This is a genomic window from Halorussus ruber, from assembly GCF_004765785.1.
Lineage (GTDB): Archaea > Halobacteriota > Halobacteria > Halobacteriales > Haladaptataceae > Halorussus > Halorussus ruber.
This window is the reverse complement of the sequence record NZ_SBIT01000002.1, coordinates 44,150-61,885: the sequence shown is the minus strand read 5'-3', so window position 1 is coordinate 61,885 and position 17,736 is coordinate 44,150. Positions and strand designations below refer to the sequence as shown.

Here is a 17,736-nt window from a genome sequence, read left to right as displayed (position 1 = left end):
GCTTCGGTTTTTGGCCGACGCTCTCCACGCTTCGAACTCCTCGTCGGAGAGTTCTCGGAATCGGTCTGCGAACTGTTTTCCCTCGTGGTTGTACTCTTGAAGGTAGTCGAAAAACCGGTCTTCGTTCCGTTTTCGATAGACCGCGTGGACGACGAGTACCTCTCGAAAGTGACCGCGACACCAAGTGACGAACGCTCGCGTTTTGCTTCCCCTGTGTTTCACCTGCCGAACGTGCCCAGCGAGTTGCTTTGCAAACGCGCTTCGAGGCGTGTCGAGAAACGATTCGAGTTTATTTCGGATTCGCGTCTCGCGAGAACCGTCGAGCGAGGATAGCGCGTCTCGTGCGTCTTCGAGATAGTAAACTAATCGTTGCACGTGTAATTCTGGGGAGCGTTGGTCCCGTTTTCCGATTTAAATGTACGGGCGTCGGGACCTACTCGGAAGAGAACGCTTCGTCGGCGGACGAGTTCTTTTTTAGCCCTTCTTCCGGCCCTGCACCGAGAAATTCGCGTTCTTCCTCGGAGTCGTCGTCTGCCACTCCCTCGGCCTCGTCGGAAACGTCGGCGTTCGCGTCAGAAGATGCCATCGTGACTACGTGTTCCGCGCTTTGCTACAAAAACGTTCGGACGCAATCGGTCGCCGATTGCGTCCGGACGAGATAACTACGCAACCGTTAAAGAAATAAAAACAATGTCGAAAGAACGAATCCCGATTCTCGACGCCGCGCCGACTACTCCTCGTCTTCCTCCAGCCCCATCCGCTCGGCGAACTCCTCGGGCGTGTCGGGGATTCGCTCGAAGTCGCCGAAGTCCCGCTCGTAGTGGCGGATGAGTTGCTCGACAATCCAGCCGTTGAAGTCCTCGTCGAACCGCCACTCGTTCGGGCGGTCCTCGACCTCGAAGCGGTCGTCGGTGGCGAAGGCGGCGAAGACGTGGTAGAAACCGAGAATCACGTCCGCGAAGTCCCGCGCCTTGCCGCCGGTCTCCTCGCGTTTTTCCTGTAGCTCCTCGCGGCCCGCGTCGGTGAGCTCGAAGTACTTGCGGTCGGGTTCGTCCTCGCGTTCGATGCGCTGGGCCCAGCCTTTCTCCTCGAACTTGTAGAGAATCGGATAGACGGAGCCGTAGGACGGCTCCCAGTGACCGCCGCTGATTTCCTTGATTTCCTTGAGTATCTCGTAGCCGTATCGGGGCTTCTCGTCCAGCAGTTCGAGTACGAGATACGCGATGAGGCCTTTCGGCGGGCCGCTTTTCCGCATTGGCCGAAGATTCCGACCGTGCTTTTGAAAGGTTTTCGGTCGGGGAAGTGTCTCGGCTCGGCGTCATACTGACAATTAGAAATCTAAAATGACATGTCTCTAAAAGTCATAAAATTATATAATAAAGCCATGAATTTACAGAATTGGATGTCGAATAAGATAGAAACTAGGAATGGAAGAACTCGAAGATCGTTCCTAAAGAAAACGGCGACCACCGGTATCAGCGGTGCAGTCCTATCGCTCGGAGTAACAGCACACGAGGCGACTCTCGCTGCTGCTGTGTCGGATCCACAAGAGCATTGGGAGAAGAATGACTCGTCAGAAATCGGTAATACGTGGGATTTCGGTCAGTATCACAGTACATCAGTCGGTTGGTACGGTGCAACTTGGGAAGGAGACCGCGAAGGATGGTGTCACGACTTCCGTATCGGTACGACACTCTCTGGTCGCGATACGAACGACCCGAGCAAACACGTTCCAACTGTACAAAAGCACAAGCTATGGGTCACATCGGGAGGGCTTAGCGATCTGAAAGCCTCATATCTACCTGAATATTACGGGGCCGCACCCGTACCCGATAGTGACAATCACGATCACGACGACTTCTTAAAAGCAGTTGTGAAGGATGCCATCTCGAAATTGGTGTCCGCGAATCCGGTAACGCAGTTTGCGTGGACTGCCGCCCAGACCCTCTCTAAACTTGGAAACTGGGGCGACAACAGCGGTAGCTATGCGATAACGGATACGTGGGACTACAATAACCGATATGCGGATGCTTCCCATATTCGGTGGATAGAGGCCTGTACGAAGGGTGAGAGTCACTTCGACATCGGAACCGAATCGTGGGGATACCTCGACCAAGATTGTAGCGTAACGTTCAACTTCAAACTCAACGATAGTTACACTCCGACAGAAGGAACCGTCGGGACGCTCACTACGTCCACAACTTCAGAAAAAACGAAATTCGGAACGACGCTATTCCGGCCGAAGGAGGGATGGCTCGTTGAGAAGATTCCTGCTGGGAAAATCGAACCGCGTGGGAAAGCACTCGGGTTCGGACCGGCCCAAATGAATCGACTGCAGGACAGGATAAAACGGGGTAAGCCGGTGTTCTTCGCGCACAAGGCTCCGATTACACTCCGAAAGTAAGTCCGTTTCTACTTCTTTTCTGTGGTCGTGCAGTCGGGCGTATCGTTTAGTGCTGTCAACTTGCCCTGTTCGGTGATCCGAACGGTAACGTTTATACAACCGCCCTCGTGCGGTACGTCTGTCAAATCGAGACGAGTCTGTTCGGAACCGGAATCGAGTGTCGCGCCCACCGTCCAATCGCCACGCTCTCGGTCGAACGTCGGCGGTTCGATGATTTTTGTCCCGGCCACATCCGAGTCGGCGTCGAACTGCGGTACGTGATACGTCTGCTCGTGGACTGTCTCCGACTGACGCTCGATACTGAGCGTAACTGCGTGGGGTTCCGAGTGATGATTGCTTAGAACGACGTATTCCAAAATCGGCTTCTGATTGTCTGTCGTTGAACGAGAGCGGTCGTCTCGACCGGATAGTGATTCCAAGTTCGAGAGGCATCCCGAACTCCCGAAGATCATCCCACCCGCGAGTAAGATAACTCTTCGCCGTTTCTTTTCTATAGGCGGCATACGATACCGAATCAGTTGGATAATAATAAACTCCTGTGTAATATAGTCCGGTATTTCAGAATATATTTGGTAATATAATAGATATTAAGTGATATGGTGATGGAAACCCTTCGGCTTTCCGTCGCGTACAACTCAAAAACCTATTACCGCCCCAGAACCGAGAGGGAGATATGACCAGAGAACCCCCGGCGACGAACGAGGGCTGGTACGCGCTACACGATTTCCGGACTATCGACTGGGACGCGTGGCGCTCCGCGCCCGACAGAGAGCGAGAGGCGGCGCTCGAAGACGGCGTCTCGTTCCTCCGCAATCGCGTGGACGTGACCGACGCCGAGGAGGGCTCCTCGGCCATCTTCTCGATGCTCGGTCACAAGGCCGACCTGTTGGTCGTCCACTACCGACCGACGATGGCCGACCTCGACACGGCCGAGCGCGCCTTCGAGGACACCGCGTTCGCCGAGTACACCGACCAATCGAACTCCTACGTCTCGGTCACGGAAGTCGGCGGCTACACCTCCGAGGAGATGACCAAGCCGCCCGAGGAAATCGAGGACACGGGACTGGCCCGCTACGCCGAGAGCAAACTCTACCCCGAGATTCCAGACAGCGAGTTCATCTGCTTCTACCCGATGGACAAGCGCCGCGCGCCCGGCGAGAACTGGTACGACCTGCCGTTCGACGAGCGCGCAGAGATGATGGACACCCACGGCGAAATCGGCAAGACCTACGCCGGGAAGGTCAAGCAAATCATCACCGGGTCCATCGGCATGGACGACTACGAGTGGGGCGTCGACCTGTTCAGCAACGACCCGACGAACATCAAGGACCTCCTCTACGAACTCCGCTTCGACGAGAGTAGCTCGAAGTACGCCGAGTTCGGCCCGTTCTACTTCGGTCGGCAGTTCCCGCCCGAGGACCTCCCGCAGTTCATGGCGGGCGAGGCGGTTCCCGCCGAGGAAGGGACCGACGAGTCCGGCCGTCCGCACGGCGAAGGCGGTCATCCTCACGGTGAGGGCGGTCACTCCCACGGCGAAGGCGGCGACTCCGAGAGCCACCACGGCGGCGAGGGCCACCACCACGGCGACAGCGAGGGCAACCACGGTTCCGACGACTCGGAGTCCGACGAGTCGGGCGACATCCGGGGCGAACTCGAAGACCTCGACATCTACGCGGGCCAACCCCACGGCGAGGACGTCTACGCCATGGTCCTCTACTCCGAGGCCGACCCCGAGGAGCTTTTCGAGGAGGTTGACGGCCTCCGGAAGAACTTCGACCACTACGACACCCACGTCAAGACCGCGGTCTATCAGACCCGCGAGGAGGCCGACAGCAGTCGCTCGGCGGTCGTGAGCATCTGGGAGACCCAGAGCGCGGCCGACACCGCGGGCGGGTTCCTCGCCGACCTGCCCGGCATTGTGGCCCGCGCCGGTGAACGTGGCGGTGGCCACGCAGGAGAGGAGAGCGGCTTCGGCACGATGGGGATGTTCTACACCGTCAAGCCCGACAAGCGCGAGGACTTCGTGGAGAAGTTCGAGACGGTCGGTGGCGTCCTCGAAGACACGGACGGCCACCTCGAATCGAACCTGCTGGTCAACCGCGAGGACGAAAACGACATGTTCATCGCCAGCCAGTGGGAGTCGAAAGACGACGCGATGGCCTTCTTCCGGAGCGACGCCTTCTCGGACACGGTCGATTGGGGTCGGGACGTGCTGGCCGACCGCCCGCGCCACGTCTTCCTGGCCTAATCGGCTCGCTGGCGGTTTCTGCGCGGTTTCTTTCTCGCGGTCCGGGCGAGCGTCGGGCGAAGTTTCCACACTCCCCGCCGCAACCAAAACCCCCATCAAGTACGGATGACAAGTATAAGCAAGTGATTGCCCGCCATGACTAAACGACACGTCACGCTCCCTGACGAGATGGAACACTCGTTAGAGGAGTTCATCGCCGACGTAGACCGACGACTCGCCAGCGACGAGGACACCTGCGCCATCGTCGAGGAGGTACTGGTCGACCTCCACGGCGACCGGGACGCCTACGAGCGCTGGCAGAACGGCGAGCGCGTTTCGCCCGCCGAGGAGGTCCGCCTCCAGAGCTACGACCCGTGCAACGCCACGCTCGAAAGCGAGTACTACGCCGAGAAGGACGAAGAGAAGTTCCGCGAGTCTAAGCACCTCCAGTGGCTCTGGCGGCAGTTCGACGCCACGCCGATGGCCGACAACGTCGAGTTCGCGCTCCGGTTCCGCGCGATGCTGGCCGACCACCTCTTCGAGGACTGCGGCGACAACTGCCGGTTCTTCAAGGGCATCTCCTTTACCTACGGCCACAACATCACCGTCGGCGACAACGTGGTGGTCCACGACGACGTGCATCTCGACGACCGCGGGAAGTTGACCATCGGCGACCGCGTCTCCATCTCCGACTCGGCGCACGTCTACAGCCACGACCACGACGTGGTGGACCAGACCGAGGTCAAAAACTACCACACCATCATCGCCGACGACGCCCGCGTCACCTACGACGCGATGGTCCGAGCGGGCGTCCGCGTCGGCGAGAACACCATCGTCGCCGCCAAGTCCATCGTCCAGCGCGACGTGCCCGACCACCACGTCGCGGCCGGTCAGCCAGCCAAGAGCGTCAAGGTCAAGCCCGGGTGGGAGGAGGTCGCCGAACCGGTGGACGCCGAGGTCGAGAGCCGGAAGGAGGACCGCCGCATCGAGTACGACCTACCCGAGGACTTAGAGGTCTTCGACGAATTCCAGCGCGACCTGAACCCACCGGGCGAGGAATGAGATTCTGCTGTTCTGGGTAGTTCTGGACTTTTCTGCGACGGTTTGGAGCGGTTGGTCAGATGGTGTGAGCGTAGCGATTGTGTGGGTGATAGTGAGTACGTGAACAGTAGGGATTGTCAATCGGTGACGTGGGATGGAGAGTTGGGGAGAAGCTAGCTTCAGACTTGAACACAGGAGTCAACCGCACAGCACCGTCAGAGCAAAGCTCTGACGAGCCGTGACTCGCTCGTCACGACACCGCCACTGCAACAGCAACCGCGCCTCATCCTCCCCAGCCTCGCTTCGCTACGCTCAGCGAAACTCCGCGCGCCAACCACGAACAATTCTAATTCTTAGAAAAATACCATCATATATTAGAATTAGGTATTGTTGTGTCTAGACTATAAATAGATATGTTAGATTGAGGTGGTTCTAGTCGTCACCGGGTTTGTAGGCACTACCTCGATTCTCGATGGTATAGACATCCAGTGTCTTCGTCGCGCGGTCGCAGTCCGCACCGAGACGAAACTGCCCGATTCGGAGCTTCGAATACGGGACCCCGGTTAGTGGTTCCAGATAGTCGTCCGGAGTCCGCCACTGGTCGTTCACTATTTCGTCCAGCTTGTCGGTGATGCGGTTCTGCCCGTGGGCATCCAAGTCGTCGTACGTCCGTTTCGCAGGTGCGCGAAACTTCCACGTCCAATCGTCGTCACTCATCCTCTTCGAGAACTTCCTCGCGAGAGAACGTCTCGCTCTCGCCCGTCCGACGTGCGTGTTCGACGGCGGCGATTTCTTTCCAACTCTTGCGCGTCAGGTCTGGATGCCGGACCGCATCACGGAGTGCCTCGCGGATAAACTCGCTCCGACTGTTGTAGCCTTCCTCGTGCCACGTCGCGTCGATGTCTTCGAGGAACGACTCGGTCAGACGGATGTTGATGTTCGTTTTCTCCGGTTCGCCCCCACCGTCTGTATTCGTTCTCGACATACAAGCGTATTACATACGCCATCTCAAAAGCGTTTCCCGGTTCGTCTCGCTCAGACCTCGCCGCCTTCGACACCTTTGTACCTCAGAACCACCACCTCACGAGACGTGTCACTCGTCTCTGCGCTCGGGACGGCCATCCTGCCGGTCCTGTCGGTCGCGGCGGTCGGCTTCCTCCTCGGGAAGGCCCGCGACATCGACGTGGACCCGCTGGGGACCGTCACCATCTACGTCCTGACGCCCGCGCTCATCTTCCACAGTCTCGCCACCTCCTCGATGTCCGGCACGCTGGCCGCGAAACTCATCCTCGCCGTCGCCGTCTTCACGCTGGCGATGGTCGCGCTGGCCGAGGGCGTGGGGCGCTTGCTGGGCGAGTCCGAACCCGCGCTGGGCGCGCTGGTCCTCACCTCGTCCTTCCCGAACGCGGGCAACTACGGCATCCCGCTCTCGGCGTTCGCGTTCGGCGCGGTCGGGCGCTCGACCGCCGTCCTCTTCATCGCGGGCCAGTCCATCCTGATGTACACCGTCGGCGTCTATCTGGCCTCGCGGGGCGACGAGACCGACCTCCGAGGAGCCTTCGCCGAGGTCTTCCGCCTCCCGCTGGTCTACGCGGTCGTCGCGGCGTGGGCCGCCCGATGGCTCGGAGTCGTGCCCGCCGGAGACACCGCCGCGATGGAGACGCTGAAGCTCGTCGGCGACGCCGCCATCCCCGTAATGTTGCTGATGCTCGGCATCCAACTCGCCAACACCCAGCACGGCGCGGCCATCTCGCGGGTCGGCGTCTCGAACGGCCTGAAACTCTTCGTCGCGCCGCTGGTCGGCGTCGGGGTCGCCCTGCTCCTCGGACTCGGGACCAATCCCGCGGTGGCCCGCGTCTTCGTCCTCGAAACCGGAATGCCCGCCGCGGTCACGCCGCTCATCCTGACCATCGAGTACGACTCGGGCGGCGACGGCGGACTCACCGGCCCGGAGTACGTCAGCACCGCCATCTTCGCCAGCACCATCGCCAGCATGGTGACGCTGACGGGTCTCATCGCGGTGCTGAAAGCCGGGATGCTGATTTGAAAACAGACGAGCGAACCACTACTGATACCGACCCCGACCCTCGACTTCCCGCAATCGGTCGAGGACCGTCTCCGAACCAACTTCGGCGTAGCTCTCCTCGAACTCCCGCTGGAGCGACTCGGCGTCGTCGGCGGTCCCCGCGAGGCTCTGGGCGAAGACGTGGAGGTCCATCGCGTAGTCCTCGGCGTCGTCGGTGTTGTAGCCGAGGCCGAAGTCGATGAGGTAGGTGCGGTCGTCGCCGACCCGAACGTTTCTGGTCGTCGGGTCGCCGTGGACGAACCCCGCGCCGTGAATCGTAGCGAGGTGGCGGGCCACGTCGCGGACGCGCTCGGCGGTCAGCTCCGACCGGAGGTCCGCCTCGCCGACGCGCTCGAAGACCAGCACGCCCTCCTCGGGGTCCACGTCGTAGACGACCGGCGTCGGCACGCCGCGCCTGCGGGCCTCGCTCGTGAGGCGCGCTTCGAGGACGGTCCGGTCGCGCCGGAGCCGCGCGTCGAGTTGCGGGTGGCGGTAGCTCTTCGGAAGCCTGCGCTTGGTCACGCGCTCGTCGCCGATTTCGACCGTGGCCTCCGCACCCTTGACTTCCGCGCCCTCCTCGCGCCACCGGGCCACCGACTCGTCGTCGGAGCGCCACGTGACCGGAACCTGATCCGGCCGGAAGTTCGGGTTCACCGCCGACTCCTCGACCGGGATGGTGTCGCCCGCGCGGACCATCTCCGCGCCGAGGACCGCAATCATCCCGGCGTTGTCTCGCAAGAACCGGGGTTCGGGCGCGTAAAACTCCGCGCCGCGCTGGTCGCACATCTCCCGCAACATCTCTCGGAGGCGGGCGTTCTGGCCGACCCCGCCGCCCAGCACCAACTCGTCGCTCCCGGTCAGCGAGAGCGCGCGCTCGGCGACCTCGGTCAGCATGGCGAAGACGTTCTCCTGCAGGGAGTAGCAGACGTCCTCGACGGGGACGCCTCCGTCTCCGTCATTCTCGCCGTTCTCGCCGCGTCGGCCGTCGTAGGCGTCCTTCGCGGCACTCATGATGCCCGAAAAGGAGAAGTCCATCCCCTTGACCACGTAGGGCAGTTCGACGTACTCGCCGTCTTTCGCGGCCTCCTCGACCTTCGGGCCGCCGGGATGACTCCACCCGACGTGGCGCGTGAACTTGTCGATGGCGTTGCCGACTCCGGTGTCCATCGTCTCGCCGAGGACGCGATACCGACCGTTCCGGTAGCCCAGCACGTGAGCGTTCGCTCCCGAGGCGTTCAGACAGACCGGCGAGGAGAACCCGGACTGCTGGCGGCCGATTTCGAGGTGGGCAACCATGTGGTTGACCCCCACGAGAGGCACGTCGAGGGTCTGGGCCAGCGCCCGCGCCGCCGTTCCGACAGTGCGCAGGCACGGGCCGAGACCGGGACCGCGGGAGAACGCCACCGCGTCGATGGGACCGTCAGCCTCCGCGAGTGCGGTCTCGACGACCTGCGGAATCGCGTCGCTCATGTGTTCGGCGGCCTCGCGCGGGTGAATGCCGCCGCTCTCCGGCTGGTAGGCGTCGGTCTCGATAAAAATCGAATCGGTGTTTTCGGTTTCAGTGTCGTAGACCGCGGCACTCGCGGCCCACGCCGTGCCCTCGATTCCGAGGACCCGCATTTCGTTTACTGCCACTCGGTGTAACCGCACCGACCGCAGTGGCTTCGGTCGTCGTGTTCGGCGAGGAACGCGTCGCCGCAGCGCGGACACTGCTCTTTGTCGGTGGTGCCGTCGTCGTTGTAGTACTCGTGTCGAGCCATTATTCAGCCTCCTCCGCCTCGGCCTCGCCGTCGGCGTCCGCGGAAATCTTGTTGCGCTCGAGCATGTAGTCCTGCTCGACGTCGCGGGCGTGTTCGGGGCTGTCGTAGACCTTCGCGTAGCCGACGGTCTTGCGCATCCCGAACTTGGTGTTCATTTCGTGAACCACGACTTCGCTGGAGTCCTTGTCGAGCTTGGCCGCGAGACTGTCGCGGACCGAGAGCCGAGAGGGCGTCGCTTCGTCGTGGACGATCTGGAACCGCACTTCGGACCGGTGGAGCATCGGATTCTGCTCCTCGGAGAGGATTTCGACTTCCATGTGTATCGCTCAGTTACTGACTACTTGGCCGCGTAGACTGTAAAAGGATTACGAACGACCTTTTCCAGCACTCGTTCGGGCGAGCGCCACCGGCGCTCGCCCTCTCTCGCTTGCAAAAGGTCGATCAAAAACACGGCGTCACCCCCTCACGAGCGCCGGAGGCGCTCGTTCGAGGGATTCCTTGGTCCGCTCGCTCACTTCGTTCGCTCGCGGTAGGGCGTCGGTGTTCGACAGCAAATCGTCAGTACCGCAAATCGCTCGGCGGCTTGAGGACGACTTCCGTCTTCGGTTCGCCTTCGGCCTCGGTGACGACGTGGGCGACTGACTCTTTGTTCTCCGGCAGGTCCCGCTCGCGCTCGGCGACCATCAGCACGAACGACCGCTTGAGGTTCGGCACCTTCTTCCGGTACTTCCGGAGTTGCGAGAGGAGGCGCTCGCGGCTACTGTAGCTTCCCGCGAGTTTGACTTCGACGACGTATTGGCGGTCCTCGCGGACGTGTGAGACTAGAAGATCCACGCTACTCCGCCCGAAAGTGGCCTCCTGCTCGATTTCGTAGGGCCGGTCAGCAAGTCGATATCGGAGTCCTTGGAATATCTCCGAGCATATCCACCCTTCTCTGACCGACCGACTGCTCTCTCTGCCCGCGTTCGAGGAGATTTCTACCTCGTTCAGCACGTGACGGATTCGCGTCGTCACGCGCTCCGGACCGTCGCTAGATAGCTCGTCTCGAATCGTTTCCACGAGATCCCCGTAACTGCACTCGCCGTCGTCCATCGACCGCTTCAGCGACCGGCGGATGCGCTCTACGAACGCGGACTTGTCGCCGTCGTACTCGGTCACCCGCGGACAATACTCGCGTCTGACCGACCGGAGTTCGGCGACCGTCAGACTCCGAAGTATCTGTTTCAACGCTCCGGCGCGCGGCATACCAGTCGCTACCCCGGGACTGGATGATAAACGCACCGACACGAGGTCACCCTCACTCGATTTCCAGAATCTCGAACAGCGCCTCGGAATCGCCGTCCATCCGACGCAGTAAATCGCACATCTCGGCCTTCGCGTCGTCTGTGACTTTCGCGTGGACCATCCCCTCGCCGGGTTGGCCGTAGACGACGCTCGCGCCGAGAGGAGCGGCCACGATGGCGGGGAGGGTGACGAGGTCCTCCTCGCCCTCGACCACAATGACGGTCGGCTCAGGGTCGGCGATGGCCGCCCGGAGCGTTCGGACCATTTCGCGGGAGATGGCCCCTGCGGGGTTCTCGACGTGGACCTCGCTGGCGGTCGCGCCGAGGCGGGCGACGCCCTCGGCGACTTCGTCTTCGACCTCCTCGCGCTTGGTCAGGCCGTCTACCACGGCCACGTCGGGGGTGACGCCAGCGCGTTCGAGGTGGTAGGTCACCACGTCGCCGACGGCGACGAGGAGTTCGCCGGTTTCGGAGAGGAGCGACTCGGCGTCGGTGAAAATCGGCCCCATCGGCTCCTTGAGTTCCCCGCGCATCTCGGCGGGCAACGTGACGAGAGCGTCGCTCACGGTCGCCTTACCGGACCTTCAGCGCGTACTTGCCCGGCTTGTCCACTTCCATCTCCTCGGCGATTTGGCTCTCGTCGGGGTGGGCGATGATGACGAAGCCACTCCAGTCCTCGGTGAGACTGGTCGAACCGCAGATGGGACAGGTGTCCTCGTCGGGTTCGGCCACGGCGTGACACTCGCGGCAGGCGAGACGGTCACTAGCCATCGTTATTCACTCTCAGTCGTGGCTTCGCGCTTCTGGCGCTCTTCTTCCAGCCAGCCGTGCTTGCCGAGTCCGACCTGCTTTGCGGTGAGGCCGATCTTGCTCTCGCGCGGATTGCGCTCGTCGATGCTCTTGGTGACGATGCGCGCCCGGACCGAGTCGCCGACGCCGAGCGTGCGGTTGGACTCGCGGGACGCGAGCATCTGGCCCTCCTCGTCGTAGGCGAGGTACTCGTCCGAAATCTGGGAGACGTGGAGCAGGCCGTCCACCGGACCGATGCCGACGAAGGCACCGAAGTTGACGACCTCCACGATTTCCCCGTCCACGACCTCCTGCATCTGGGGGTCGTAGGTGACCGCGTCGAACTCCGCTTCGTAGTAGACGCCCGGTCGGTTCGGCAGGACCGCGCCGTCGCCGATGTCGTGAACGTTCACGACGCTGACGACGCTCCCGACGTCTTCGTCCATCCGACCCTCCAGTTTGTCCTGCAGGAGCTTCTTCACTAGATTCGGCGTCACGTCCGCGAGGTGTTCCGGGGGAACCTCGACTGTATCCTTGAGTCTGACCCGTTTGTACATGCTAAGGTTTGCTAATTGCGAGTTTGTTCCGGCCCCTTATATGAATTACCGGTGCGCCCGCTTCGAGCAGGCGCGCCTTGAGGGGACCGTCGTTCGTGACGACGTAATCGAACTCGTCCGCGAGTTCGACCAGCACGTCGTCTGCGTACGATGCTTCGTGTTCAATCGTCCGACACCGCTCGGCCGCCAAGTCCGCGCCGACGCTGGCCGCGACGGCCTCCGCGCTCCCGCCTTGCGAGAGTTTGGCGAGTTCGTCGCGGACCGCCTCGGGGACGACGCACTCGAAATCGCCCAGCAGTCGCTCTAGCTCCTCGAAGACGCGAACGTCGCACTCGACCGGCATCATGAGCGCGCTGGTGTCCATGGCGACCGTGACGACCATCCTACTCTTGGAGCGTGCCGACGCCGATGAGCCGCCAGCGAGCGCCGATGCGCCGGTTGATGGCGATCTGCGCGCCAGCAGGCGCACAGACCGGTCGCTTGAGCGCGACTTCGCACTCGCCTTCGCGGGCGCTGGTCACCGAACCGACCGTCGTGGCGGTGCCGATGGTCAGCATCAGCGGCTCACCGGTCGAGATGTCGTCGATGTCCTGGTCGTCCACGCCGACGAGGCGCTCGAGCAGGTCCACTTCCATCGTGAACCGCTCCCACGTCGGCGGGAGCGTGCCGGGCGTTCCGGCGACCTGTCCGGCCAGCGCGTCACCCTTCGTCAGACTCGGGTCGAGCGCCGTGCCGACGCCGAGGAGTCCGCCCGGCGTCACCTCGTCCACCGTCTCGCCGCCCGCCTGAAGCGAGCGCACGCTGGTCTGGATGGGTTCCCACCGAGTCTCGCCGCCCTCCTCGACCTCGCGGCCGGGGCGGAGTTCGAGCTCCTCGTCCGAGGTCAGCTTCCCCTCGACCAGACTGCCGCCGAGGACGCCGCCGACGAGGCCGTCCCACGTCGTGCCGGGGCGGTTGATGTCGAAGCTCCGGGCGACGTGCATCCGGGGGTCGGCGTCCGGGTCGCGCTCGGGCGTCGGAATCTCCTCTTCGACGGCCTGAATCAGGAGGTCGATGTTGACCTCCTGCTGAGCCGAGATGGGGACGACCGGCGCGTCCTCCGCGACGGTGCCCTCCACGAACTCCTGAATCTCCTCGTAGTTGCGCTCGGCCTGCTCGCGGTCCACGAGGTCGATTTTGTTCTGGGCGATGACGATGTTCTCGATGCCGATGATGTCCAGCGCCATCAGGTGCTCCTCGGTCTGGGCCTGCGGGACGGGTTCGCTGGCCGAGACGACCAGTACCGCGCCGTCCATGATGGCCGCGCCCGAGAGCATCGTCGCCATCAGCGTCTCGTGGCCGGGGGCGTCCACGAACGACACCGTGCGAAGCGGCTCGCTCTCGCTGCCGTCGGGACACTCCTCGTCTACCGTGTATCGCTCCGGCGCGTCGAGACCGGGACACTGCCGGAACGTGGCGTCTGCGTACCCGAGCCGGATGGAGATGCCACGTTTCATCTCCTCGGAGTGCTGGTCGGTCCATTCGCCGGAAAGAGCCTGCACGAGCGTCGTCTTTCCGTGGTCTACGTGACCGACCAGTCCGATATTCACCTCCGGTTGGGCGTAATTTCCTGTCAAAGTTGACCTCCTGAAGTAATTCTACTGGAAGATTCGCCCTGAAAGCCTGATAAACCTACTGTTCTCGCTCGGGGGTCTGACAGAGCTGTCACTTCCCCCGCGCCGGTCTCTCGCGCCGATTCGTTCGTCGGCTTTGGGTCTGCTGTCGATACACGTCGTAGAGGACCCCCGCCGAGATCACGACGCCCGCGAGGACGATGAGCCGGTCTTCTCGACTCCCGAAGAGGCCCGCTCGCTCCGGCGTCGGCTTCGGTTTCAGTGGTCGCTGTTTCTGGTTTCGCAGGGCCATTTTGCTCCGAACGAACCACCACTTCCAGCGGGAAACTAGTTTCGGTGAGGTGGTCGATCTTCGGTGGGGCGGTCAAGAATATATACGAAAACCTACAAAAATGCGATCAAGGTAACACTTTAGCCGGACGCGGCCGCAGGTCCTTTCATGAGCGGAACAACTGGGCCGAACGCAGACGACTCGGTGATTCGGGACTGCGAGGACTGCGTGGCCCCGGCCGAGGCCTTCTCGGTCATCGCCAACGAGACGCGACTGTCGATTCTGGAGGCGCTCTGGCAGGCCCCGGACCGGCCGGTGAGTTTCTCGGAGCTCCGACGCGAGGTCGGCATGCGAGACAGCGCGCAGTTCAACTACCACCTGAAGAAACTGACCGACCACTTCGTCGTCCAGACCGAGGAGGGCTACGACTTCCGGCAGGCCGGGAAGAAAGTCGTCCGGTCGATTCTGGCGGGGTCGTTCAACGAGCATCCCGAGATGGGGCCGTTCGAGGCCGAGGGCACCTGCGCGGAGTGCGGGTCGAACCTGCAAGCCTACTACCACGACGAGATGCTGGCCATCGAATGCACCGAGTGCGCCAAGAACCACGGCCAGTACCCCTTCCCGCCGGGCGGCCTGAACGACCGCACCCGCGAGGAGATTCTGGACGCGTTCAACCAGCGCGTGCGCCACCTCCATTGCCTCGCCGCCGACGGCGTCTGCCCGGAGTGCAACGGCCGGATGGACACCACCGTCACCCGCGACACCGAGGACTACCTCGGACTCGAAGTGCGAGTGGACCACGAGTGCCAGCAGTGTCGCCACCAACTCTACTCGGCGGTGGGCCTCTCGCTCCTCGACCAGTCGGATGTTGTCACCTTCCACCGGGAACACGGCGTGGACCTCTGCACGACGCCCTACTGGGACCTCCCGTGGTGCGTGAGCGACCAGCACACGACGGTTCTCTCGGCCGACCCGTGGAAACTCCTCGTGGAGATTCCGCTGGACGACGAGGTGCTGTCGGTGACTCTCGACGGGGACCTGACGCCGCTTGAAATCGAACGGACGTGCGGGGCGTCCGCTGCCGACGACGGCGCGCAGGCGATTTCGGACTAAGAATGAAAATTTATTCTTTAGACACTAAATAGCTGTGTCAAGCATATCTATTTGTTTCTAAATTCTCTCGCGCCTCGTTGCTTGCCCTCGGTGCCACAGCCGCCAGCGGACGCTCGGCCGACCAAACCACCGGCAAACGCTCGACTGACCAACCGCCGCAGGACGCGCTCAGCCGAGAAACCGACATGGGTGGGATGAAGGGGCCGCCCGGTCGCGTTCACTTCAGTCGCTCCGCGGCCTCTATCCGAGGCGGGCGGTGCGGAGAGCCGAGGATATGCCGCGGAGCGACCGCGACCGGGCGGGGGCTTCAAGAAGACAAAACAACTCCAGTTCTGCAGTTCACAGTCACCGTCACGTCGAGACGAAGTAGCGAGAAGTACTCTAGAAGACGAAACTCACGCCTGAAATCACCGATTTTCGGCCAACCAGTCAGCGAACTTCGCCAGCGCCCGCCCTCGATGCGAAATCGCGTTCTTGCGCTCGGTACTCATCTCGGCCATCGTCGTGCCCTCGTGTTCGAAGATAGGGTCGTAGCCGAACCCGCCGTCGCCGCGAGGAGCGACGATGCGGCCCGGCACCGCGCCGTCGAACGTCTGGGCCTCCTCGCCGTCGTAGTAGGCCACGACGCACCGGAAGCGCGCTCGCCTGTTGTCTTCCATCTCCGTCAACTTCCAGACGCGCTCCACCCCGACGGTGTCCTCGACGTACGAGGAGTACGGGCCGGGGAACCCGCCGAGGGCGTCCACGAACAGGCCCGCGTCGTCTACGATTACTGGGTCCTCGCCGCCGGTCTCCTCGAAGGCCTCCTTCGCTCCGGCGACCGCGATTTCCGCGAGGTCGTCGCTCTGGATTTCGGTGTAGTCGTAGTTGACCTGCTCCACGTCGTCGGTGAGGTACTCGCGGGCCTCCTCGACCTTGCCCTCGTTGCTCGTCACGAACCTGATGGTCATGCTCTGGTTGTAGTTCGTGAATGTGAACAAATAGGCGTTGAGTTATGGAGTTCTGGTAGTCCGGGTTGCTGACCGACGCTGAAGCACCGATAATTCTTTCCCCATTAAAAAAAGCATATATCTAATACTTAGAAAAGTTTAAATTAATTCTATGTAATTATGTGGTGGGGAAACCAATGAGTAAGAATAACAGAAGCAGGCGTCATTTCCTGCGAGCTAGTAGTGCAACCGTGCTTGGCAGTACGGTACTTACAGTTCCCGCTCTCGGTGCCTCCTCCGCTGACGAGGAAATTGAACCCAGCGACGGTCTTGAAGAACGAATTCGTAAGACCGACACCGATGGTATCTACCGTATGTTCAGCGATCAGTACGACCCGAAGGTCGCCCGACGTGTCGTCCAAATCTGGGAACAGTACACTAATCGGGTTCTAAACGGTCGTCTCACCGAACAACAGGCATTCGATCGGATCATGAGTTCGTTGAAGAAACTCTCGCCTGAGCTCCGAACTGATATCAACAACGCCCGCCGGGCGCGAACGTCGGATCGTACCGGGGTCGCGTCCGAAAATCAGCGGAAGGTCGCCAACAGTGAACTGAAGCGTTCAAGTCCGAGTGTCACCGACATCACGACACAGGATACTCAAGAGATTTTGCTCATTGACGGGCAGGTCGGCGGAACCGGGGTCGGATACCGGGACTCTCACTACTACGAGGATCAGGACATCGTCACGTCTATCGTCGAGACGGCCGGTATCGGCGACCTGACCCAGTGGGCATGGCTCGAAGGAAACGCATACATTCAGAATGGCGGTCGCCACGATATCGTCTGTGACTACTGGCAGAACGGCGGCGTTCTTGGCGGGAATGCGTCGTACGATATCTGGGTGCAGGAGGAAGGTGAAAGCTACAAAACATGGCTGAATCTGGCTACGACTAGTAACTTGGTCTACGGGAACAAAACGCGTGCTGTGCAGTATAACTTCAACAGCGACACCGTCTACAACTTTGGTATCCGTCTGAAGACAAGTATCTCGGGTATCGCCGACGCGCTTGTGGACTTCCAGACGGTCAACGCCGACGGTTCAACTCGCCAACTCAAGATTAACAGTCTTCGGGTCAAGCCGGACTAAAGCCCTCGGCAACGGCTTGTCTGCTACCGTTTCCTTGCGGAAATGATGTGTGGGAGTAATCGCCTTCTGTCCTAAACACAGACGTAATATTTTGGACAGCTGAAAAAGATTATAATCTCTCGGCGGATACCAAATCTCATGGAGGCGCTCACGCTCAAGAAGTCGATTGGGGCCCTAGTCACGAGCCTCATCTACCTCTTCGCGGTCGGAATCGCTATCACCCTCCTATTCAAAAATCCAACCTCCCCGTACCGGGCAGTTCCATTAGTGGCCGCGGTCGGACTTCTTGCCCATGCGTTGACCAACGACACTCTTCGAGCCATGGGGTACGCCGTTGGAGGTCTCTTCGGCGTCGTCGCCCTTCTCCTGCTTGTTGCTATCGCCGCCGCGGCGTTCGGGCCGGTTCCTCTCCTTAGCGTCGTAACCTCGGACGCCGTGATTTCGGTCCTGCTCGCAGTTGTGCTGGCGCTTTTCTACGTGGCTGGACTTCGTCGACTGGAACCCAACTTCTGAGAGCCATAGTAGCTCTACCG

The 17,736-nt window shown here is 61.5% G+C and carries 23 protein-coding genes; 7 read left to right on the top strand and 16 right to left on the bottom strand.

Features of this window, described 5'->3' with window-relative positions:
- Positions 1 to 433: 433 nt before the first annotated feature.
- Together EPL01_RS21510 and EPL01_RS07455 are read right to left on the bottom strand one after the other, a co-directional pair.
- Complete coding sequence (locus EPL01_RS21510; RefSeq protein WP_168215837.1) at positions 434 to 586, bottom strand: hypothetical protein; 153 nt, start codon at positions 584 to 586, stop codon at positions 434 to 436.
- A 144-nt stretch (positions 587 to 730) separates the two neighbouring features.
- Entirely contained in the window at positions 731 to 1,255 is a 525-nt protein-coding gene (locus EPL01_RS07455) for a PadR family transcriptional regulator (RefSeq protein WP_135824637.1), read from the bottom strand.
- Between the two features lie 147 nt (positions 1,256 to 1,402).
- Between EPL01_RS07455 and EPL01_RS07450 the strand changes: the two genes are divergently transcribed.
- Complete coding sequence (locus EPL01_RS07450; RefSeq protein ID WP_168215836.1) at positions 1,403 to 2,404, top strand: twin-arginine translocation signal domain-containing protein; 1,002 nt, start codon at positions 1,403 to 1,405, stop codon at positions 2,402 to 2,404.
- Between the two features lie 8 nt (positions 2,405 to 2,412).
- Here the strand turns inward: EPL01_RS07450 and EPL01_RS07445 are convergent, their stop codons facing one another.
- On the bottom strand, positions 2,413 to 2,907 hold the full coding sequence (locus EPL01_RS07445; protein WP_135824635.1) for a hypothetical protein: 495 nt from the start codon (positions 2,905 to 2,907) through the stop codon (positions 2,413 to 2,415).
- A gap of 170 nt (positions 2,908 to 3,077) precedes the next feature.
- Here EPL01_RS07445 and EPL01_RS07440 point away from each other — a divergent pair, with 170 nt between their 5' ends.
- Both EPL01_RS07440 and EPL01_RS07435 read left to right on the top strand, forming a co-directional pair.
- Positions 3,078 to 4,652 (top strand): heme-binding protein, encoded by a 1,575-nt coding sequence (locus EPL01_RS07440; RefSeq protein ID WP_135824634.1) that lies wholly within the window; start codon positions 3,078 to 3,080, stop codon positions 4,650 to 4,652.
- A 135-nt stretch (positions 4,653 to 4,787) separates the two neighbouring features.
- A complete protein-coding gene (locus tag EPL01_RS07435; RefSeq protein WP_135824633.1) occupies positions 4,788 to 5,693 on the top strand; it encodes an acyltransferase in 906 nt (301 codons plus the stop codon).
- 411 nt (positions 5,694 to 6,104) lie between these two features.
- On the opposite strand, the gene EPL01_RS07430 is transcribed toward EPL01_RS07435, so the two are convergent.
- Together EPL01_RS07430 and EPL01_RS07425 are read right to left on the bottom strand one after the other, a co-directional pair.
- Positions 6,105 to 6,389: a type II toxin-antitoxin system RelE family toxin gene (locus tag EPL01_RS07430; RefSeq protein ID WP_135824632.1), complete on the bottom strand. Its 285-nt coding sequence runs from the start codon at positions 6,387 to 6,389 to the stop codon at positions 6,105 to 6,107.
- Positions 6,382 to 6,657, bottom strand: coding sequence for a ribbon-helix-helix domain-containing protein (locus tag EPL01_RS07425; protein ID WP_135824631.1), 276 nt, complete (start codon positions 6,655 to 6,657; stop codon positions 6,382 to 6,384). Before EPL01_RS07425 ends, EPL01_RS07430 begins: the two co-directional genes overlap by 8 nt.
- 105 nt (positions 6,658 to 6,762) lie before the next feature.
- On the opposite strand from EPL01_RS07425, the gene EPL01_RS07420 reads away from it, so the two are divergent.
- Positions 6,763 to 7,719 (top strand): AEC family transporter, encoded by a 957-nt coding sequence (locus tag EPL01_RS07420; protein WP_135824630.1) that lies wholly within the window; start codon positions 6,763 to 6,765, stop codon positions 7,717 to 7,719.
- An 18-nt stretch (positions 7,720 to 7,737) separates the two neighbouring features.
- Here EPL01_RS07420 and EPL01_RS07415 read toward each other — a convergent pair whose 3' ends face one another.
- The 10 genes from EPL01_RS07415 to EPL01_RS07370 all read right to left on the bottom strand — a co-directional run bounded on the left by EPL01_RS07415 (position 7,738) and on the right by EPL01_RS07370 (position 14,031).
- Positions 7,738 to 9,357 (bottom strand): bifunctional N(6)-L-threonylcarbamoyladenine synthase/serine/threonine protein kinase, encoded by a 1,620-nt coding sequence (locus tag EPL01_RS07415; protein WP_135825019.1) that lies wholly within the window; start codon positions 9,355 to 9,357, stop codon positions 7,738 to 7,740.
- Positions 9,358 to 9,362: 5 nt separating this feature from the next.
- On the bottom strand, positions 9,363 to 9,497 hold the full coding sequence (locus EPL01_RS07410) for a 30S ribosomal protein S27ae (RefSeq protein WP_135824629.1): 135 nt from the start codon (positions 9,495 to 9,497) through the stop codon (positions 9,363 to 9,365).
- Positions 9,497 to 9,814, bottom strand: a complete 318-nt coding sequence (locus EPL01_RS07405; protein ID WP_135824628.1) for a 30S ribosomal protein S24e — start codon at positions 9,812 to 9,814, stop codon at positions 9,497 to 9,499. The genes EPL01_RS07410 and EPL01_RS07405 overlap by 1 nt, the downstream gene beginning before the upstream one ends.
- Positions 9,815 to 10,055: 241 nt before the next feature.
- Positions 10,056 to 10,742: a hypothetical protein gene (locus EPL01_RS07400; protein ID WP_135824627.1), complete on the bottom strand. Its 687-nt coding sequence runs from the start codon at positions 10,740 to 10,742 to the stop codon at positions 10,056 to 10,058.
- A gap of 52 nt (positions 10,743 to 10,794) precedes the next feature.
- Positions 10,795 to 11,313, bottom strand: coding sequence for a GTP-dependent dephospho-CoA kinase family protein (locus tag EPL01_RS07395; protein ID WP_135825018.1), 519 nt, complete (start codon positions 11,311 to 11,313; stop codon positions 10,795 to 10,797).
- A gap of 40 nt (positions 11,314 to 11,353) precedes the next feature.
- Positions 11,354 to 11,551, bottom strand: a complete 198-nt coding sequence (gene spt4 / locus EPL01_RS07390) for a transcription elongation factor subunit Spt4 (protein WP_135824626.1) — start codon at positions 11,549 to 11,551, stop codon at positions 11,354 to 11,356.
- Between the two features lie 2 nt (positions 11,552 to 11,553).
- On the bottom strand, positions 11,554 to 12,126 hold the full coding sequence (locus EPL01_RS07385; protein ID WP_135824625.1) for a DNA-directed RNA polymerase: 573 nt from the start codon (positions 12,124 to 12,126) through the stop codon (positions 11,554 to 11,556).
- A 1-nt stretch (position 12,127) separates the two neighbouring features.
- Positions 12,128 to 12,508 carry a PIN domain-containing protein gene (locus EPL01_RS07380; RefSeq protein WP_135824624.1) on the bottom strand — a complete coding sequence of 127 codons (381 nt, stop codon included), beginning with the start codon at positions 12,506 to 12,508 and terminating at the stop codon, positions 12,128 to 12,130.
- Between the two features lies 1 nt (position 12,509).
- On the bottom strand, positions 12,510 to 13,742 hold the full coding sequence (locus EPL01_RS07375) for a translation initiation factor IF-2 subunit gamma (protein ID WP_135824623.1): 1,233 nt from the start codon (positions 13,740 to 13,742) through the stop codon (positions 12,510 to 12,512).
- 88 nt (positions 13,743 to 13,830) lie between these two features.
- Positions 13,831 to 14,031 (bottom strand): hypothetical protein, encoded by a 201-nt coding sequence (locus tag EPL01_RS07370; RefSeq protein ID WP_135824622.1) that lies wholly within the window; start codon positions 14,029 to 14,031, stop codon positions 13,831 to 13,833.
- Positions 14,032 to 14,178: 147 nt separating this feature from the next.
- Here EPL01_RS07370 and EPL01_RS07365 point away from each other — a divergent pair, with 147 nt between their 5' ends.
- On the top strand, positions 14,179 to 15,123 hold the full coding sequence (locus EPL01_RS07365) for a winged helix-turn-helix domain-containing protein (protein WP_135824621.1): 945 nt from the start codon (positions 14,179 to 14,181) through the stop codon (positions 15,121 to 15,123).
- A gap of 407 nt (positions 15,124 to 15,530) precedes the next feature.
- On the opposite strand, the gene EPL01_RS07360 is transcribed toward EPL01_RS07365, so the two are convergent.
- Positions 15,531 to 16,073, bottom strand: a complete 543-nt coding sequence (locus EPL01_RS07360) for an XTP/dITP diphosphatase (protein ID WP_135824620.1) — start codon at positions 16,071 to 16,073, stop codon at positions 15,531 to 15,533.
- A gap of 176 nt (positions 16,074 to 16,249) precedes the next feature.
- Between EPL01_RS07360 and EPL01_RS07355 the strand changes: the two genes are divergently transcribed.
- Complete coding sequence (locus EPL01_RS07355) at positions 16,250 to 17,203, top strand: hypothetical protein (RefSeq protein ID WP_135824619.1); 954 nt, start codon at positions 16,250 to 16,252, stop codon at positions 17,201 to 17,203.
- A 138-nt stretch (positions 17,204 to 17,341) separates the two neighbouring features.
- On the top strand, positions 17,342 to 17,716 hold the full coding sequence (locus tag EPL01_RS07350) for a hypothetical protein (RefSeq protein WP_135824618.1): 375 nt from the start codon (positions 17,342 to 17,344) through the stop codon (positions 17,714 to 17,716).
- The last annotated feature ends 20 nt before the right edge of the window (positions 17,717 to 17,736 follow it).

What these genes read in the sequence shown, in the direction of transcription:
- EPL01_RS21510 (WP_168215837.1), bottom strand. Translation starts at nt 586, where the DNA reads ATGGCATCTTCTGACGCGAACGCCGACGTTTCCGACGAGGCCGAGGGA.
- EPL01_RS07455 (WP_135824637.1), bottom strand. Translation starts at nt 1,255, where the DNA reads ATGCGGAAAAGCGGCCCGCCGAAAGGCCTCATCGCGTATCTCGTACTC.
- EPL01_RS07450 (WP_168215836.1), top strand. Translation starts at nt 1,403, where the DNA reads ATGTCGAATAAGATAGAAACTAGGAATGGAAGAACTCGAAGATCGTTC.
- EPL01_RS07445 (WP_135824635.1), bottom strand. Translation starts at nt 2,907, where the DNA reads ATGCCGCCTATAGAAAAGAAACGGCGAAGAGTTATCTTACTCGCGGGT.
- EPL01_RS07440 (WP_135824634.1), top strand. Translation starts at nt 3,078, where the DNA reads ATGACCAGAGAACCCCCGGCGACGAACGAGGGCTGGTACGCGCTACAC.
- EPL01_RS07435 (WP_135824633.1), top strand. Translation starts at nt 4,788, where the DNA reads ATGACTAAACGACACGTCACGCTCCCTGACGAGATGGAACACTCGTTA.
- EPL01_RS07430 (WP_135824632.1), bottom strand. Translation starts at nt 6,389, where the DNA reads ATGAGTGACGACGATTGGACGTGGAAGTTTCGCGCACCTGCGAAACGG.
- EPL01_RS07425 (WP_135824631.1), bottom strand. Translation starts at nt 6,657, where the DNA reads ATGTCGAGAACGAATACAGACGGTGGGGGCGAACCGGAGAAAACGAAC.
- EPL01_RS07415 (WP_135825019.1), bottom strand. Translation starts at nt 9,357, where the DNA reads ATGCGGGTCCTCGGAATCGAGGGCACGGCGTGGGCCGCGAGTGCCGCG.
- EPL01_RS07410 (WP_135824629.1), bottom strand. Translation starts at nt 9,497, where the DNA reads ATGGCTCGACACGAGTACTACAACGACGACGGCACCACCGACAAAGAG.
- EPL01_RS07405 (WP_135824628.1), bottom strand. Translation starts at nt 9,814, where the DNA reads ATGGAAGTCGAAATCCTCTCCGAGGAGCAGAATCCGATGCTCCACCGG.
- EPL01_RS07400 (WP_135824627.1), bottom strand. Translation starts at nt 10,742, where the DNA reads ATGCCGCGCGCCGGAGCGTTGAAACAGATACTTCGGAGTCTGACGGTC.
- EPL01_RS07395 (WP_135825018.1), bottom strand. Translation starts at nt 11,313, where the DNA reads ATGCGCGGGGAACTCAAGGAGCCGATGGGGCCGATTTTCACCGACGCC.
- spt4 (WP_135824626.1), bottom strand. Translation starts at nt 11,551, where the DNA reads ATGGCTAGTGACCGTCTCGCCTGCCGCGAGTGTCACGCCGTGGCCGAA.
- EPL01_RS07385 (WP_135824625.1), bottom strand. Translation starts at nt 12,126, where the DNA reads ATGTACAAACGGGTCAGACTCAAGGATACAGTCGAGGTTCCCCCGGAA.
- EPL01_RS07380 (WP_135824624.1), bottom strand. Translation starts at nt 12,508, where the DNA reads ATGGTCGTCACGGTCGCCATGGACACCAGCGCGCTCATGATGCCGGTC.
- EPL01_RS07370 (WP_135824622.1), bottom strand. Translation starts at nt 14,031, where the DNA reads ATGGCCCTGCGAAACCAGAAACAGCGACCACTGAAACCGAAGCCGACG.
- EPL01_RS07365 (WP_135824621.1), top strand. Translation starts at nt 14,179, where the DNA reads ATGAGCGGAACAACTGGGCCGAACGCAGACGACTCGGTGATTCGGGAC.
- EPL01_RS07360 (WP_135824620.1), bottom strand. Translation starts at nt 16,073, where the DNA reads ATGACCATCAGGTTCGTGACGAGCAACGAGGGCAAGGTCGAGGAGGCC.
- EPL01_RS07355 (WP_135824619.1), top strand. Translation starts at nt 16,250, where the DNA reads ATGAGTAAGAATAACAGAAGCAGGCGTCATTTCCTGCGAGCTAGTAGT.
- EPL01_RS07350 (WP_135824618.1), top strand. Translation starts at nt 17,342, where the DNA reads ATGGAGGCGCTCACGCTCAAGAAGTCGATTGGGGCCCTAGTCACGAGC.